The sequence below is a fragment of the Labrenzia sp. ATLA3 genome, from assembly GCF_057180185.1.
Window position 1 is genome coordinate 158,112 of record NZ_JBXUKV010000001.1, and the last position, 17,025, is coordinate 175,136.

Here is a 17,025-nt window from a genome sequence, read left to right on the forward strand (position 1 = left end):
GCCCCGGATATCAGTTGTCAATCACCAGCCCTTTGGCCGGTGGTTTCAGGAAGACTTCCACGCGTCTGTTAAGTGCCTTGCCTTCCCTGCTCGTGTTGGGAGCAATCGGCTCGTCGGCGCCGCGCCCTTCCACTTCGACCCGCCCCGGTTCCTGCAAGACGGCTTCCATGACGGCTGCGACGGCTTTCGCTCTTTCGACAGACAGGTGCCAATTGGTCGGGAACCTTGGATTGTTGCGGATCGGGTCGCTATCGGTGTGACCGACGACCAGAATTTCCCCATCCACCTTATCGAGTGTCTGGCTGACCTGCTCGACCAGTAGCTGAAATTCCGGACGCAATGTGGCCGCTGCGACATCGAATTGCGCGCGCATGCGCAGCATGATCGCCGGACCGGCCTGGGAAATTTCGAGCCCCTCGAGACCAGCCAATTGTGCGGAAACCTCATCGATGGTTGCGTCTTCGGGCGGCGGTGGCGCTGGCGGCGGTTTGGGTTGATAGCCCTCGCGCGCCAACTCTATCGGACCTGACGGATAAAGCGCGGTCGCCCGTCCGGCGACAACTTCGCTACCACTGGACAGAAGAAGCATCAGGGTCACATAGCCGCCGAGGAGCAAGGCGCCCGCGACTGCCGCAACAGACCAGATCGGCACAGTAAACCCTGTCCGCTTCTGTAATAGGTCGAGGCCGCGCCAATGAGGAGAAAGATCGTCGCCAGGCCGCGGCCGGACGCGCCGCAGAATTTCGTGAAGGTCGCGACGCTCGCGTTCAAGGCCCTGCTGCCCTCCCTGGATCGCGCGGTATTTTCCGTAAAAACCGAGAGACAGACAGGAATGCATGACCTCCAGCACACCATAATTGCGGCCTGGGTCCTGCTTCGCCTTTTCCAGCAACTGAAAAAACTCGACGCCGCCGGTTGCCTGACCGAAGAACTGCGTCAGCATGGAATATTGTGTCCACTGATGCCGTCCCGCCGAGGGGAGATTCTGCACGATATCATCGGAAGTCGCGCACAGCGCATAGGCAGCAGAACGGATCTGATCGTCCGTAATTCCGGCGCTGCGCAGTTCTTTTTCGAACGTCTTGATGGAGCTGTAAACATCCCGCATCAACTGGTCGAACTGGGCGTCCGTCATTGTCAGGTGAAGCCGGCCCAGAAGAAGAAGAAGCGGTGCTGCCGCGCGGGAAATCGGGTTTCTGTTGGCAACGCGGATCTGGTTGATGTCCGGCATATGGGCCAGTTTCCCGGCCCCTTGCGCTGGAGCTGCACCCGGCTGCGGAGGCGCGGCCTGCGGTGCCTGATATCCTCCCGGCGGCGTTCTGAGATCCGGTGCTTGTTGCTCGCCATATTCGTAACCGGCCGGCGTCGGCGCATAAGGGTCCCGGCCACCTCCTCCACCACTTTGCCAGGGGTCACGCCCCCCGGCTGGCGGATTGGGCGGCGGAGGCGCCGCGTGTCCGGGCGGCGCATGAGGTGGTGCCGGCTGCGGCGGAGCTGGTTGCTGCGGTGGCTGTTGCCCCTGCTGCCCTTCGCTCCATCGCCCGCCCGGATTGGGCATAACAATTGTCTTTCCCTTGCGTTTGGAGACGCCAAAGGGATCGTCATTGTCCGACATCAGCGGCCCTCCCGGACGGCGTAGAACTCAAGCTGCAGGTCCGGCCAGTTGCCGGAAAATTGCAGCCCGATTGCCGAATCCTGGCTGAATTCGCGCCAAAGAGGCGTTGTCTTGTCCAACCGGAAATACACCCGGTCGGTCAGCGCCCTGATCTGCGCCGGCGGCACCGGCATGTGGATCAGGGGAATGCCCGGCAGGTTGGAATAGACGATCTGGCGCATCTGGCCGAAAGGGCCAACCTTGAAGAGCCGGGGAAACTCGTTCTGAATTTCCGTCAATGGCCTGCGGGCAGCCACTTCGATGACAAAGCCCGCCTGCGAGAACAGATTGCGATCGACAATGGTCGACTTGAACGCATTCGGTGCGAGCTGTTCCAGAGGCAGACGGATGGCCCGCCTGTCGTAGCCAGCAGACAGAAACGCTTGAATATCGGCAAGGACTGGCTTGAAAACATCATGCAGCTTGTCGTGATCGTAAACCGGGTAATTACGGGCACGGCGTTCTTCCGTCGCGAAGGTCGCAAGTTCTCCTGCAAGCTGCAAGAACTGGGAATAGAGCCTTTCGGGATGCACATACGCCGACTTGCGCAGATGCATCAGCAAAGGGTACGTGCGGTTGAGCAACTGAAGGGTCAGATAATCGAAATTCTGCAGCCCGCCACCAGCCGACGTGTCGGCCGCGTAACGCGCCAGTTCACTCAGTTTTCGCTCCACCCAGCCGATAACGGAATCAATCCAGCCGGTAATGACCGGATGAACGTGGCAGGCCAGGACCGGCGGAGCAAAGGTACCGTCAGTAATGACGATACGGTCCTTGATTTCCGTAATACGGGCAACCGGCAAGCAGACCTGCCCGGGGTGCGGTGTCGAGCGGATTGAATACTGCAGGCGCGGGTGCGCGACGTCGATCTCTTCCTCCTGCCGAATGGTGGAGGTCGAGTCTATTATGGTCTCTCTGCCCTGAATGTAGCGCGTGGCGGCATCGTCGCCGCCGTTGGCGACTTCGACCGCATTGACGGTCGTCTCTGGAATGCCCAACCAGACAATCTGTCCAGCAGCATCCTCTGGAACGTCGATGGCAGGCGGCGGCGTACCATCTGCCGGGAAATTGAACACTGTCCCATCGGAGAAGATGCCGCGCCCGTAGCGCAGCGCAAATCGGCATTGCTGGCCGACGTCCTGGTCTATTTCCAGTTCCGAGAAACCCCAGGGATAGGGAGAGGCAAAACGGACCCGTTCGTCCACCAGATGCTCCGCGTAGCGGTCGCTCTGCTGGAGATGATGAGGCCGCAGAAACAAGCCTTCGGTCCATGCAACCTTGCTATACCACGACATAAAGGTACTGCTCCCTTAACGCTTTCGCGCCTTCGCGTTCTTGAAAACTCACGAAGGTCTTAATTCATCAATCCGGAGTTCTGTTCCGGATCGTCACTGCTCAATTCTTCATAGCTTTCGGTAAAGTATTGCGTGAAAAGCCCGACCACGCCATCGTCATACGAACCGGACAGGGAACTCCAGCGTTCCTCAATACGCTCCCAAAGCTTGGCCTTCTGGTTGCCGAATGTGCTTTTGGCAATCTGGCCTTCCGCTTCGATTGCCTTTGGGGACAGCTTTTCCTCAAACCTTCCGGCAGCTTTTTGCATGGCTGCATACGTCCAGACATGATGTTTCTGGATGTCCTTGAACGCCGCCTGCATCGCCTTTGAAATTGGCAAATAGCCGTTTTCCTCTGCGCCCGGTGCCAGCATCGTCTGCAACGCCATCTGCGGGGTTGGCGAAAACTTCAGGGCGTTGTTGCCGCTGCGCATGATCAGCGTGCGGTTCGTATTGCGCGTCATCGCCTTGACCTGGCTGCGGGCTTGCAACAGCCCCATGAGATCACCGGTGATGCCTTGCAGAATGGCCCCGATTTCCCGAGCGAATGCCTCCGGGTCGCGCCCTTCAAGCGCGGCTACCGGAATACCGGCTCCTTCCGCAAAGGCCTTTATGAAGTCGATATTGGCCGCCAGGTTCCCGGCCTCGGGAGTGACCGCCATTTCTCGCGGTGCAACGGATGCCTGTCCAGTTTCTTGTGTGGCACCAATGACAGGTGCCTCCTCAACAGCCTGCTTTACGGGCGCTGGTTGTTCAGGCAGTTGCGCAGGCACAGGCTCGCTTTGCGTTGCTTCTGAAACCGGAGCAGTCCAGACCGGGGCCTCTGGAAAAGGTGATGCGCTTGGTTCGCTTGCTTGTGCCGGTACCGTTTCCGAAGCTTTCTCCTGCGGAGGCGTGTCCTGCTGAAGTTCCGGCATCTGGAAGAGCGGTTCGCCAGATTCCCCGCCTGGATTGTCGGAAAGAGCCGGGAAAGGAGACTGGGCGTCCGGCGAAGGGGCGCTGAAAACCGGATCAACCGGAGACGACCCGGCAGGCTGCAGGTGGGGTTGCTGGGCCAGATGATCGAGCGGATCTGCCTGAGCAGGCCGCGCGGCTTCCCGTTCACCCACATGCGCATTTGGATCGTAGAGCGACGGGTCAGCCGTTCCCCAGCCATGGCCCTGCTGGCTCCAGACATCATCGACAGGCGTGCCGACGCCCGGGTTAGAAGACGGCGGTGCGTGCCGCCCTTCCATGCCGGTTACCGGAGATGCCCAGGGGCCACCCTGGTTGTCCATCGGATAGTGAGCCGGCGCAGCACCGGCCGGACCGGGACCAGTAGGCCACGCCGAGCCTGCGGGCGGGGACGAATGTTGCGGGGCGTCCCACGGATGAGATTGTGCAGTGGCAACTGGTGTCGCCGACCCCGCCTGATAGGCGGAAGGGGCTTCCAGCGAAACCGCAATTATGTAATCGCCAATCATCAGACGGTCACCTGAACGCAGCACATGTGCCTTGTCCATACGCGTCTGGCTGCCATTCAGGAAGGTGCCGTTCGTGGAGCAGTCGTACAAAATGAACTGCCCGTCTTCAAAACGCACTTCGCAATGCTTGCCGGAAATCACACGTTGCGGATCCGGCAGGCTCCAGTCCAGATGTTCGTGCCGGCCAATATCAAAGCCACGGTCGGCACAGCTGTAAGACAGCTGACCGCCGGTCTCCAACCGGTCAACATTTTCAATCTGGAGCGTTATGCGCATTCCCGCGTCTTTCCCTTGTTTTTTTAAACGGCAGACGCCGAAGATTTCACTCTCACCACCGGCATGGTATCACCACCAGCGAAGGACAGACCCGCCGAAAGACAAGATCTCAGAGCTTGTTCGCGTTCGTCCGGCAGGAGTTTTCCAAGAGCAATCAGGACGGCTGCATTCACGGCTTTTGCCGTCAGATGGTCTGGCATCTCGACGCGGTATTCCGGGTTCGGAGACAATGACCCACCGGACCAGCCAGCGGCAAATCCAACCCAAACGGAAGCGCTGTCGCTCTTTGCAGCTTCCGCCGCCGCGTGCACGGCAGCCCGGGCCTCTTCATCGCCTTCGCGGACCCAGTTTTCGCTCAGCTTCAGGATTTCACGGTCATGTTCGCTTGTGACGTTCTCAAGTCCCTTGACGCAATTCATGGCCCACCAGACCGCCTCGCGCTTCGGCAAAATATGGGCGAAGTATTCAATTGCCGTGTTCGGCTCCTCGCTGTCCTGAAGTTCTATCGTATAGTCTTCAGGAGCTACATCACCACCTGGTTCGCTGACCGTCTCCGACAACTCCGGATATGTTTCGAAAACCTGCTTTGCCTTTGTAAAGCGGATTCGTGATCCCATCAGCTCCACTCCGTTTCTTGTCTTGTCGTTTCCGCGGCTAAGGACCAATGCATCAGTTGATCTTCACAAGAGCGCCATTGACCGTGACCAAGGCGTCGGCTTTCACGTTGTTGAAAAGGCCCTTCGTCGTCACCGCCGTCGTTGCCACCACATCGATCTTCAATGCCTCGATCTTGATCGACGCCGGGGTCATGGTGATCTTGCTTGTGCCGCAGATGAACTGAATCTGGGTACCAGCGGTCACCTTCCAATTCATGCCGATCTTTTCTGTCGTGTTCTTGCCGACCTTTTCTGTCCGGTCGACATCGATCTTCGTTTCCCGGCAATTCTTGACATGCAGCAATTCGTTATTCTCGATAACGGTCTCCATGTCTTTCTGGGCATGCATCCCAATGAGTTCCTGACCCTTGGTGTCGTCAAGCACAAACTCGTTGTATCCACCACCGCCAACGGTGGAATCAGACTTGATACCGGCCTTGTTTTTCTCTCCAGGCAAATCGTATGGCGGCATGTTTTCGGCATTATAGACCGTCCCGACGATGATCGGCTGATCCGGGTCACCTTCCAGGAACTGCACAATGACTTCCTGACCCACACGCGGGATGTAGATGCCACCCCAGTTCTTGCCTGACCACACCTGAGCCACACGCACGCGCCGAGACTGAGTCTTCTCGCGATCCCAGTGAAATTCGACCATGATCTGGCCGTACTCGTCCACGTCGATCTCGCCTTGTCCCACGACTTTCGCCGTTTGAGGACCGGGGATCCGCGGTTTGCGAGTCACTGCCGGCGAGCGGAACGGTATGTCTGAAGACAGAACATCATATGTCCCGGTGTAGGCCTCTCCCTGGGCCCCGCCACCACCGGTACGATATTGCTCGGTGATGATCTGATGGCTCGCCCGCACGATCAGGTATTCCTTGTTCTGCGGAGAGTGGGGATGGTCTTTCAGCGTGAACAGACCGCCTGCGAAGAAACGCGGTACTTCACCCGCAGTTTCAATTCGCTTGTCGGCAGCCTGTTCGGCTTCCAGGCGAATTTTGCTGAATTTGGTACCTTGGTTCGTTTCGGTGTAGCGGCCCGGATAGTCGTAATTTTCAAGTGACCCAGCCCGATAGCGAGCCCCGGCGTCGCGTTCAGCTTCCAGCAACGCGCTCGGCTTTTCGAAATCATAGTCATTGACCGCAAACTTTCCAGTCCGGAACTTGCGGGTCGGAATCCAGTGGTAAAGGTGCTCCTCCTTCCTCTGGCTGTCACCGCCAAGAGCAATATAGGGGATGGAGCTGCTTCCCACGATTGAGCTGAAGGACGATTTCGCGTCCGCCAGGATCATGGTGTGCTTGCCGTCGCGCTGTTCGAAGAAATAGGAAATGCCGAATTCTTCCATCAACCGGCAGCAGAAATCGTAGTCCGATTCCCTGTACTGGACGCAATAGTGGATCTGGTCATAGGCTTCCGTGAGTTTGTTCTGGAAATCGGCAAAATCGTGTTCCCCAAGAACAGAAGAAATGATCTCAGGCGCGGACATGTCCTTGAAGATTCGGCAATTGGAATTCTTGGTGAGCAGCCAAAACCAGGGACGCAGTGTCAATTTGTAAATGTAATAGGAATCTCGATAGCCCATCCATTTCGCGTCGGTCAACAGACCATCGAAATGTCGCGTGTCACCGTTGTTGGTGACGACCTTCACCGTCATGTGAGTCGCGATGGCATTGTCGAAATTCAGGTCTTCTTTCTGACTCAGAACCTCAAGCCTGATCTCAAAATCTTCGCTGAGTCCTTCGTCGCACTCGATGGTGACAACGGAAAGCTCGTCTTGGCCAAAGACTGATGTCAGCTCGGCCATTCGCTTGGCTTGTTTGAGTTGTCCTACGGCCACGAAAAGTCTCCTCGGAAATAACGCGCTTTGAGCATCTGGCAGCCTGGCGGCTACCACGTTTCAGACACTAGGGCGTTTCCGGCAAAAATAGTGTGCTCAACAACACAGTTGATGCAATTATTTTGAACTTTAAACCCTTTTGTGACGAAGAGGGTAAACCCCTCCCCGACTGCGGTCGGAAGGGCTCCTGCCGCCTTAATATATTAAGATCAGCTCACCCACGTCTCCCCCAAAGCTCTCCTCTTGCTTCTTGCCTGCAAAACGACATACTGACATCAAATCGCACTTTAGTGACTTACGCCACACTATTATTCTTATTCATATGGCACGATCCATTTCAAAGCCCAATGCGCTATCGCATCTGAACACTCCACAAGGGAGGATTGAAATCGTGACCCTTTTTGAAACTTCGCTCGCTCAAGCCCCTGCCGTTCGCTCCGGCCTTCGCCGCTCTTTGCTTGCCGCCTCGATTTCGCTTGCCACAGCGTTGCCGATCGTGGGCTCGGCGCCTGCGTTCGCCCAGGATGCCACCTACTCGGCCGATGAAGTCAGCAAGCATTTCAAGCAACTCAAAACGCGTTCGCTGAAGCCGGCCGGCGGAACCCGGGCACTGTGCATCGGGACGCGAGATGAATGTAATCCGAATGCCAAACCGAACGAAGGCGGCCAGGTTGCAGTCTCCAAGGATGGCGGTGAAACCGAGCAGACACTTGTTGTCGACCCGGACACCAACGCCATCGACGCGGCTTTCAATCTGCTGGTTTCATTCGAATATGCATCGGCGCGGCTAAGTCCATCCGCGCAGGCGAATCTGCGCGAGTTTGCCAAGGGCATCAACGACCCGGATCTCGCCAAAGCCACCTTCGTCATCGAAGGCCACACGGATGGAATTGGCTCTGCCTCTTACAACCAGCGACTCTCCGAAGACCGGGCACAAGCTGTTACGCAGTTTCTGGTGAACCTCGGGGTTAGCCGGGCACGTCTGAAGACCGTTGCCTATGGCGAAACACGGCCGAAGGTTGCCGACGTCAACGACCCGGCCAACCGCCGCGTCGAGAGCAAGCTCGTGCTTGAACAGTAACTTTCCACACATCGAAAACGCCGGACCGGTGAGCTTTCCGGTCCGGCTTGCCTGAACAATAAGCGGGACCGGTCCCGAAAATAGATCCGGCATGCACACCGGGCTGGGGAGCACGAATGAATTTCGATCCGGAAACCTACGGCACTGAGATTGCGCCGGGTGCAGGCTGCGGGCCGGACCTATACGATACGGAGCCTGCCTTCGCGGCTTTGCTGGATTCGTGCGAGGAGCTGCTGCCTGAACGGTTCAGCGAATTCGACCGGACAGAGATCGACTTCACCGATCTCTTCAAGCAGATGGACGGTTTTCTGAAGCAGTCCAGAGACCTGAGATTGCTGGTGATTCTCGCTCAGTTCGGCCTGTTGGGCGGGCAGGTCCATACCTTTGCAAACGCCATTCGAATCATTCGTAAGCTGCTGGAAAACCATTGGGACGACGTTCATCCGAGCGACGCCGATTTCGGCCATATGGAGCGAATCGGAGCTCTAGAGTCACTCAATGATCGGCCCTCAGTCATACTTCCGCTGGAAGCTGCGCCGCTCCTCAAGACCCGCCGAACAGGGCCTATCAGCTATCGCGCCATTCAGATTGCCAACGGCGACACGACCCCGCGACCGGATGAGCATACGATTTCGCTCGGCGCCATCGAGGCCGCACTGACCTCTGGCGAGCTTGAACAAGATGCCATCGAAGAAGTTCTCAAGGATCTCAGCGAGCTTCCTGATGAACTACAGCAGATTGCCGAGCTGTGTACCGAGAAGCTGAAGGCGAGCGGCGCAAAGGCCGCGCCTCCAAATTACGAGGCCTTGTCGACTCTCCTGAAGGAGATGAATGTCGAGCTGAACACTCGCCTCGGACGTCTCTCTCCCGAGGAGACGGAAGCGTCTTCAGCCGAAGACGACGATTCGAACACGGCAGAAGCAACCACCCCGCAGGCGGCTCAGTCTGAAATAAAGAACGCTGCCCAGGCGAAACTCATTCTTGATGCGGTCGAGGAATACTTTGCCACACGGGAACCTTCCCACCCTGCTCTTTTTCTCGTTCGCGAAGCGCGCGGCCTGGTCGGCAAGTCCTATCTGGATGCCCTGAAAATCCTGATGCCTCGCCGGTTCGACGATGTTTCCTTGATACTGGGCGCAAGTGGCCTTCAGCTTTCCAACGACCGTCTTGTCGATCTGAACGACGGCGGTGATCGGGACCTGGGTGAAATTGACGATTTTACCGTGATGGTGATCGAAAGCAGGAACGACGCAATGAAGGGAATTGCAGCGGTCAAGGGTTACTATACGTCCAACGAACCCACCAGCCCTATTCCCCTGTTGCTGGATGAGGCTCAAAACATGAGTTCCGGGTCATTTGCCGGTCTTCTCAACCTGTTTCTGCGGCCCGAAGAGGACTGAGCCGACAGGAGATACAACCCGCCCATTACCTTGGGTTTCCAGCTTCTTACTTGACTCAAAACGCCAACGGGTCCTCAATATTTTCAGAAAAATACAAACCATAGATAGTGTGACAGTCATCACTTCCAAACCCTCAAAAACGAAGTACATAGATATCAACGAAACACAGCGCCAACCCAATAAGAAAATTAGACAAAAAGAGTTGCGCGATAGTTTTTGATTAAAATTGACCTTTTTTCTTCTGGGTCAAAAAACTGAAAGGCAAGTAAAATGGCATCGAACAGTGGGCAAGGTTTTATCAAACGAAACAGACCTCCGCGGGTCCACATTTTCTACGAAGATCCTTTTGACGCGGAACAAAAGGTAGAGCTGCCTTTCGTGATGGGCGTTATGGCCGACCTTTCCGGCGACAACCCAGGCGCTGAAAAAGCCGACATCGATGATCGCAAATTTCTCGACATCGACATGGATAATTTTTCCAAGCGCATGGAAGCGATCGAACCCGGCACCTCCTTCACCGTCAAGGACAAACTGTCCGGCGACGAAGGCTCCAAGATGAGCGTTCAGCTGCGCTTCAAAAGCATGGACGACTTCACCCCGGGCCATGTTGCCGAACAGGTTCCTGCCCTGAAAAAACTGCTCGATGCACGTCGCAGCCTTGCCGCGTTGCGCACAATGATGGACGGGCGTGTTCAGGCGATCTCCCAGCTGGAAGAGCTGACGCGAGACCCGGCCCTGATGCAGGCACTTGCTCAGAAAATGGAAGCTGACAAGGGAACGTCCGCCGACAAGCCGGCAGACGGCGAAGGCACGGAGGAGGCATAAATGAGCAACACCGATACCAGCGCCCAAGCAGGTGGCGCAGCAGCCGGCGAAGTCGCGGTTGAAAAAAGCCCCGAGGAATTCGCCTCGATCCTGAAGCAGAATTTCCGGATCAAGAACGAAAACGATACGGCCAATCAGCTGGTTGACAACGCCATGTCGACCTTCCTTGCCGAAGCCCTTTCCGATCAGGCGCTCATCAAGGAAGACGTCTACGACACGATCGACGAGATGATTGCCAAGCTGGACGAAAAGCTCACGGCACAGGTGAACGAGATCATTCATGCGCCCGAATTCCAGACCCTGGAAAGCGCCTGGCGCGGTATTGATTACCTCGTGCATCAGTCCGAGACCGACGCGTCGCTCAAGCTTCAGTTCCTGAACATCTCCAAGAAAGAACTTGCAGGCGTGTTCAAGAGCTACCGTGGCGCAAAGTGGGACCAGAGCCCGCTGTTCAAGCAGATCTATGAAGCCGAATTCGGACAGCTCGGTGGTCAGCCCTATGGCTGCCTCGTGGGGGACTACGAATTCTCCTACGATCCGCAGGACATCACCGTCCTTCGCGGCATGGCCAAGATTGCCTCGGCTGCACACGCACCGTTCCTGGCTGCGGCCGATCCGCAGCTAATGCAGATGGAAAGCTGGACGGAACTGCCCGCCAAGCGCGACCTGTCCAAGATCTTCGATACAGAGATCCATGCTCAGTGGCGGACATTGCGGGAATCCGAAGACGCCCGTTACCTGGGCCTGACAATGCCGCGCGTTCTGGCCCGCCAGCCATATGGAGCAAAGTCCGACCCGGTGGAAGAATTCGCCTTCGAAGAAGAGTTTGGCGAAGACAGCCACGAAAATTACGCCTGGATGAGTTCGGCTTACGCCATGGCGACCAACGTCAACCGCGCCTACAAGGAATTCGGTTGGACCGTGCGTATCCGCGGTGTCGAAAGTGGCGGTCTGGTGGAAAATCTGCCGACCCACGTTTTTGAAACCGACGATGGCGGTGTGGATCAGAAGTGCCCTGCGGAGATTGCGATTTCCGACCGGCGCGAACACGAGATCTCCCGTCTGGGTCTGATCCCGCTGATCCACCGGAAGAACACGGACCAGGCAGCATTTCTTGGCGCACAGTCTGTCTTCAAGCCTCGCCAGTTCTCCGGACCGGACGGCAAGGACGCAACGGCATCGGACAACCTGTCCGCCCGTCTGCCTTACATGTTCGCAACCACTCGTTTCGCCCACTACCTGAAAGTGATGGTGCGCAACAAGATCGGTTCGACCAAGGAAACGGCGCAGCTTCAACGTTGGCTGAACGACTGGATCATGGACTACGTCGATGGTGATCCGGACAATTCGACCGAGGAAACCAAGGCGCGCAAGCCGCTGCGGGAAGCCAAGGTCACGATCGTGCCCGACGAGGAAAACCCCGGATATTACCGGGCTCAGTTCTTCCTTCGTCCGCACTATCAGCTGGAAGGCATGGACATCGGCATGAGCCTGGCGTCCCGCATTCCGCAAGACGGCAACTGATTTCACGAATTGCCGGCGGGGCGGAAGCCCGCCCCACGGCAAGCATCCTCACCGGATGCAACCCGGTTTTCCCGGGCGGAGGTTAGAACATGGCGCGCATGCGCTTAGGGGTTTGGACCATGAGGTCCGAGGTAGTTGTTAGAAATAGCAGAGTTTGAGCCAGGACTATTTACCTGGCCCTCAACAACCAAAAGGATTTATTAAAATGGCTGTAGATTTTTTTCTGAAACTTGACGGCATCAACGGCGAATCTCAGGATAAGAGCCACAAGGATGAGATTGACGTTTTGTCCTGGTCGTGGGGCGCCTCCCAGTCCGGTACCACCCACATGGGTTCGGGTTCAGGCTCCGGCAAGGCACATTTCCAGGACCTGAGCGTCACCAAGTTCGTCGACAAATCAACCCCGGTACTGCTGCAGCATGTGTCGACCGGCAAGCATATCGCCAAAGGCACCCTGTTCGTTCGCAAGGCTGCCGGTGAAACCCCGCTGGAATACATCAAACTCGAAATGAAGGACATTATCGTGACCAACGTTTCGAGCGGCGGCAGCGGCTCTGATGACCGCATCACGGAAAGCGTTACGCTGAACTTCGGTGAGTACAAATATATGTACACCGAGCAGAAGCCGGACGGTTCCAAGGGTGCAACTCCCGAGTTTGCCTGGGACATTGCAGCAAACGAAAAGAAATAAGGCTTCGGCCGGTCAGGCTGCCGCGCTTCGGTGCGGCAGCCTTTTTTGGTTTGGACCTGCGATGTGGAATTTCGCCCCTCTAAGCAGTTCCGCGAAGGTCATACTTTAGAATTTCTGAGGCAGCAGTCAGCGTGGGCTTGGCCGATGGCTAAATCAAATGTGAAAATGCACTCCCCGCTGATGTGGGCCTTCCGTGCAATGGACGACCCGGACTACAAGGCCGCTCAAGCCAAACAAAAAGAGACACAGGGCCACGAAAAACTCAGGTCCGGCCGTCGACTTTCCAGATCCTACGGTGTTTCGGAGCACGCTTTACTTGCCGAAGTCCGCCGCGACCTTCAAGCGCTGCTCAACACGGTCAACCTCAATTCCGCGCAGGACCTATCAGACTTTCCGGAGGTCGAGAGTTCAATCATCAATTACGGCCTGCCAGACTTGTCTGTCCATATCGTCGATACCATCCGTATCAATCGGCTCGCCGAAGACATCCGCCAGGCACTTGTTCATTTCGAACCTCGTATGGATCCTCGCACATTGAAGGTTGAGCGCGACGACAGTCTCGAAAGCGATACGTTCAAGGTCAGATTTATCATCAAGGCTGAGATTCGATGCGATCCGATCCGGGTCGCAAGTGAATTCGTTGCAGACGTCGATCCTGCCTTTGGCCGCATCAAGATCATCGGGGCGACTGCATGAACCGCGAATTTCTCGACCTTTACAATCAGGAACTGACGTATCTGCGGGAACAAGGGGCCTCGTTTGCGGAGGCTTATCCGGCTGTCGCTGAACGTCTGGGCGGTCTGTTGGAAGACCGGTCCGACCCCATGCTGTCCGGTTTGCTTGAAGGCACAGCTTTCCTTTCGGCGCGCGTTCAACTGAAAATGAAGCACGAATTTGCCGAATTCACCTCAAACCTGTTCGAGCAACTCTATCCGACCGCGCTTGCACCGATTCCCTCTCTCGTTCTTGCGCGGATCACTCCGAAGTATGGCGATGCAAATCTACGAAATGGCATAAAGATCGAACGTCACGCTCCCATGGAAGCTGTGTTCCGTGAACGGCAGGGAGAGGTTCGCTGCCGGTTCACCCTCACCTCACCGATCACACTCACTCCGCTTGAACTCACCGGGGCGAAGTATCTGAGTTCGGCGGCTCAGGTGTCTGGTCTCGGTGCCGAGATGGCCGAGGACCGGCGGACCCGTGCGGGCCTTTCGATCTCGATGACCCACAGGATGTCCGATGATGCGGAAAACGAAGTATCCGCCGAGGAAGCTCTGAAAAAACCTGAGTACCAGTTATCGGGTTGCAGGATCGACACGCTTCCTGTCCGCTTGATCGGGCCACTGGATCTGGCGGCAAAGGTCTACGAGCAGATCTTTGGACACACGATTGCGCTCTACATCCGCACCGAGGACGCCTTCGGTCAGTCCAGTTTGCAGCGTCTGCCTGTCGATGCCATCGAACAACTTGGTTTCGACGAAGAAGATGCCCTGCTGCACAATGATCTGCGCCTGTTCACCGGCTTCGACCATCTTCGCGATTATTTCAATTTTCCACGCAGTTTCCTGGGCTTCCGCCTGACAGGCTTGCGCCGGTACCTGGACAGGGTCAAAGCCAAGTCCTTCGACTTGATCTTCGTCTTTGACGAAGTAGAAAACCGCTTGCCGGCGCACGTTGAGCGTAAGATTTTCGCGCTCCATTCAGCACCCGCCGTCAATCTTTTCGAGCGGCAGACTGACAGGGTACCGATCAAGAAAGGACAGCACGAATTTGCGGTCATAACGGACCGGACGAGGCCGCTGGATTACGAGGTACATGCGGTTACAGAGGTGTCAGCTCATTTCTCGGGCGGCGAAAAGCGCCCGGTCGAACCGCTCTACAGTGTTGCTCCAGATACTGAAAAAGCCGGCCACGAATGGTTTTATACCATCCGCCGTCTGCCGAGGCGTCAGTCATCTTCCGAAGTCCGGCGTATGCAGCCGAGCTCCTACATTGGTACGGAAACCTTCATCTCCATTTCCAGCGGCGCCCAGGCCGCCGCTCTCATGCAAACAGGCAAGAAACGCCTTTCGGAGTTGTCGCTGAAGGTGCTGGCGTCCAACCGGTCACTCGCAGCAGATCTTCCCGTGGGAACAAATCCGGATAAGTCCACTATGGGGGATTTCCGGATCCTGGAAGATACGGGTCTCAAGGTGGACTGCGTGGCCGGACCGACATCCCCAAGACCGCCGCTGCTATCCTACAACGAAAGGCTCGGGGAACAGGGCCATGCCGGTGCGATTGCCTGGAGACTGATCAATATTCTGGCTTTAAACCATACTGGTCTCGTTCACGATGCTGCCGGCCGCGACGGCCAGTCCTTTCGCGATGTGCTGAGCGTGTTCGCGCCGCTTTCAGACAGTGCTGCTGACCGTCAGGCCCAATCCGTCCAGTCGGTATCGACCAGGCCGGTGGTGCGTCGTTTGCAACAAAAGTCCGGAACAGGCGTTGCAAGAGGTCTGGAAGTCACGATCACGCTCGATGACAAGGCCTTCGAAGGTGCGAGTGCTTTCCTGTTGGGGGCTGTTCTTGACCGGTTCCTGGCGGAATACGCTTCAATCAACCATTTCACCCAATGCGTAATCGCAACGACTGAGCGCGGGATAATCATGAAGTGGCCGCCGCGTATAGGGGCGAAAGGAATTCTATGACTGGGCCGGCGGACAAGGATCTGACCAAAACCGGCGTTGCACGAGACAAGACCGTCGTACCATCGTCTGCACGGAAGGCTCCGCTGTGGCCTGAAAAAGAAGACGAGACGACGACGGCAGACGGCTCTGAAACCGCCAGTTCGGACACCCTCTGGACCGAAGTCGCTCAAGAAGACGACCCGCCCGAACACTCGATTGAATCGCATGAAGGAAAATCGCACGCGACTGAACAGGCAAAGCCTGCTTCGACAGTAGTCGACGCCGCCCCTCTCTTGTCCGAACCACATCAGCCAGAAACGAGAGATAGAGAAGTTTCTTCTGAGAACGATGCAGCCCCGGAGAAAGCTGGCGAGGACCTGCACACGCAAGCCTTGCCTCCCACGACAGAACCAGCAGATGAAGAAACTCTGCCGGAAGCGCCTCGTATCGAAGTCCCTGTCCAACAGCAATACGCTTCACTGCTCGCAGCGCTGGCTGAGCGCATCCAGAAACACCCCGGCGGACACGACCTTCTGGCCGTGCTGAGAATGCTTGAAGGGCAGACAGCACCCGGACATTCCGAGCCTGGCGTGAAACCCAAGAACGCCGAAGAACCTGCCCCTCCCAGGATCGGCAAGAGTCGGCGCATGATGGAAGACATCGTTCGCTTCGGCCAGGATCCGTCGAGCGAGTTCGCGACGTCCACAATAGAACGCGCTACGCGTGACGGTGACGGCGGGCTCGTATTGCTGGAGCGTTTCCTCGGCATGCTCGGCCCGCAAGGCGCCCTTCCCTCCGCCTATACCGACGAAGCGATTATGAGCGGGCTGAAGGGCGAAGACAGCTTTCCGCGGTTCCTGGACATGTTCAACAATCGCTTCGTGCAATTGTTTTACCGCGCATGGGCGGATGCGCGACCAATCGTACAGCATGACCGGCCAGACGATGACCGGTTCCTTGCCTACCTCGGCTCGACAATTGGTATCGGCTCTCCCATCTACCGCGATCTCGACAGGATAGATGACCGGCTCAAGCTGCTCTATGGCGGGCTTATGTCGCCAAAGACAAAAAGCGCTGCCCGTTTAAAAGCCCTCATCACGGGTGTTTTCGACGTGAAGGTGGAAATCGATCAGTGCGTGGGAACGTGGCTTCATCTGGATAAGGATGATCAGCTCAAGCTGGGTGGTTTCGGCCCGGGAGGTGCCGGGCAACTTGGCGCCGACACCATTGTGGGATCAAAAGTCTACAGTGTTAGCGACAAGATCCGGATCAGAATTTTTACCAGCACATTGGAGGAATACCGGAAGTTTCTTCCGCCAACACGGGTTAAACCCAATCCATGGACAGAAAAACTATTTGACCTCATCGATTTTTATCTTGGCCTCGAGATCGAATACGAAATCGAGTTGGCCCTGCCCAAGAGATGCGCGTCTTCCGTTCGGATGGATGCGACCAATTCTGCAACACTGGGACATATCGGTTGGCTGAAGCCTGCTGTTTCCGGATCCGGCGATGATGCCACCCCGGAGGCAGAGGAAGAAGACATGCTTACCGACACCCGTTTCCGGCCAGTGCGCCGCCACACTACCGTCTATCAATAGGTCTCAAGTCC

General features: G+C 56.7%; 13 protein-coding genes. 8 read left to right on the top strand and 5 right to left on the bottom strand.

The window, feature by feature from the left end; all coding sequences use genetic code 11:
• Positions 1-10: 10 nt before the first annotated feature.
• Genes icmH through AC2A6O_RS00785 form a run of 5 tightly spaced genes read right to left on the bottom strand, consistent with a single transcriptional unit; the run spans position 11 to position 7,223 of the window.
• Positions 11-1,615 (bottom strand): type IVB secretion system protein IcmH/DotU, encoded by a 1,605-nt coding sequence (icmH, locus tag AC2A6O_RS00765; RefSeq protein ID WP_498925361.1) that lies wholly within the window; start codon positions 1,613-1,615, stop codon positions 11-13.
• Positions 1,615-2,949: a type VI secretion system baseplate subunit TssK gene (gene tssK, locus AC2A6O_RS00770; protein WP_148587078.1), complete on the bottom strand. Its 1,335-nt coding sequence runs from the start codon at positions 2,947-2,949 to the stop codon at positions 1,615-1,617. The genes icmH and tssK overlap by 1 nt, the downstream gene beginning before the upstream one ends.
• Before the next feature lie 59 nt (positions 2,950-3,008).
• Positions 3,009-4,727: a type VI secretion system-associated FHA domain protein TagH gene (gene tagH / locus AC2A6O_RS00775; RefSeq protein WP_498925362.1), complete on the bottom strand. Its 1,719-nt coding sequence runs from the start codon at positions 4,725-4,727 to the stop codon at positions 3,009-3,011.
• A 23-nt stretch (positions 4,728-4,750) separates the two neighbouring features.
• On the bottom strand, positions 4,751-5,344 hold the full coding sequence (locus AC2A6O_RS00780; RefSeq protein ID WP_498925363.1) for a DUF6931 family protein: 594 nt from the start codon (positions 5,342-5,344) through the stop codon (positions 4,751-4,753).
• Between the two features lie 52 nt (positions 5,345-5,396).
• Positions 5,397-7,223 carry a type VI secretion system Vgr family protein gene (locus AC2A6O_RS00785; protein ID WP_498925364.1) on the bottom strand — a complete coding sequence of 609 codons (1,827 nt, stop codon included), beginning with the start codon at positions 7,221-7,223 and terminating at the stop codon, positions 5,397-5,399.
• Between the two features lie 391 nt (positions 7,224-7,614).
• On the opposite strand from AC2A6O_RS00785, the gene AC2A6O_RS00790 reads away from it, so the two are divergent.
• The 8 genes from AC2A6O_RS00790 to tssG all read left to right on the top strand — a co-directional run bounded on the left by AC2A6O_RS00790 (position 7,615) and on the right by tssG (position 17,014).
• Positions 7,615-8,304, top strand: a complete 690-nt coding sequence (locus AC2A6O_RS00790; protein WP_498925365.1) for an OmpA family protein — start codon at positions 7,615-7,617, stop codon at positions 8,302-8,304.
• A gap of 116 nt (positions 8,305-8,420) precedes the next feature.
• Positions 8,421-9,704 (top strand): type VI secretion system protein TssA, encoded by a 1,284-nt coding sequence (locus tag AC2A6O_RS00795; protein WP_498925366.1) that lies wholly within the window; start codon positions 8,421-8,423, stop codon positions 9,702-9,704.
• A 270-nt stretch (positions 9,705-9,974) separates the two neighbouring features.
• Entirely contained in the window at positions 9,975-10,529 is a 555-nt protein-coding gene (tssB, locus tag AC2A6O_RS00800; RefSeq protein ID WP_148587084.1) for a type VI secretion system contractile sheath small subunit, read from the top strand.
• Complete coding sequence (gene tssC, locus AC2A6O_RS00805) at positions 10,530-12,053, top strand: type VI secretion system contractile sheath large subunit (protein WP_148587085.1); 1,524 nt, start codon at positions 10,530-10,532, stop codon at positions 12,051-12,053.
• Positions 12,054-12,207: 154 nt separating this feature from the next.
• A complete protein-coding gene (locus tag AC2A6O_RS00810; RefSeq protein WP_498925367.1) occupies positions 12,208-12,744 on the top strand; it encodes an Hcp family type VI secretion system effector in 537 nt (178 codons plus the stop codon).
• 63 nt (positions 12,745-12,807) lie between these two features.
• A complete protein-coding gene (tssE, locus tag AC2A6O_RS00815; protein ID WP_498925368.1) occupies positions 12,808-13,440 on the top strand; it encodes a type VI secretion system baseplate subunit TssE in 633 nt (210 codons plus the stop codon).
• Positions 13,437-15,434: a type VI secretion system baseplate subunit TssF gene (gene tssF, locus AC2A6O_RS00820; protein ID WP_498925369.1), complete on the top strand. Its 1,998-nt coding sequence runs from the start codon at positions 13,437-13,439 to the stop codon at positions 15,432-15,434. The genes tssE and tssF overlap by 4 nt, the downstream gene beginning before the upstream one ends.
• Positions 15,398-17,014, top strand: coding sequence for a type VI secretion system baseplate subunit TssG (tssG, locus tag AC2A6O_RS00825; protein WP_498925370.1), 1,617 nt, complete (start codon positions 15,398-15,400; stop codon positions 17,012-17,014). Before tssF ends, tssG begins: the two co-directional genes overlap by 37 nt.
• The last annotated feature ends 11 nt before the right edge of the window (positions 17,015-17,025 follow it).

Coding starts and splice junctions, on each gene's coding strand:
- icmH (WP_498925361.1), bottom strand. CDS start 1,615: ATGTCGGACAATGACGATCCCTTTGGCGTCTCCAAACGCAAGGGAAAG.
- tssK (WP_148587078.1), bottom strand. CDS start 2,949: ATGTCGTGGTATAGCAAGGTTGCATGGACCGAAGGCTTGTTTCTGCGG.
- tagH (WP_498925362.1), bottom strand. CDS start 4,727: ATGCGCATAACGCTCCAGATTGAAAATGTTGACCGGTTGGAGACCGGC.
- AC2A6O_RS00780 (WP_498925363.1), bottom strand. CDS start 5,344: ATGGGATCACGAATCCGCTTTACAAAGGCAAAGCAGGTTTTCGAAACA.
- AC2A6O_RS00795 (WP_498925366.1), top strand. CDS start 8,421: ATGAATTTCGATCCGGAAACCTACGGCACTGAGATTGCGCCGGGTGCA.
- tssB (WP_148587084.1), top strand. CDS start 9,975: ATGGCATCGAACAGTGGGCAAGGTTTTATCAAACGAAACAGACCTCCG.
- tssC (WP_148587085.1), top strand. CDS start 10,530: ATGAGCAACACCGATACCAGCGCCCAAGCAGGTGGCGCAGCAGCCGGC.
- tssF (WP_498925369.1), top strand. CDS start 13,437: ATGAACCGCGAATTTCTCGACCTTTACAATCAGGAACTGACGTATCTG.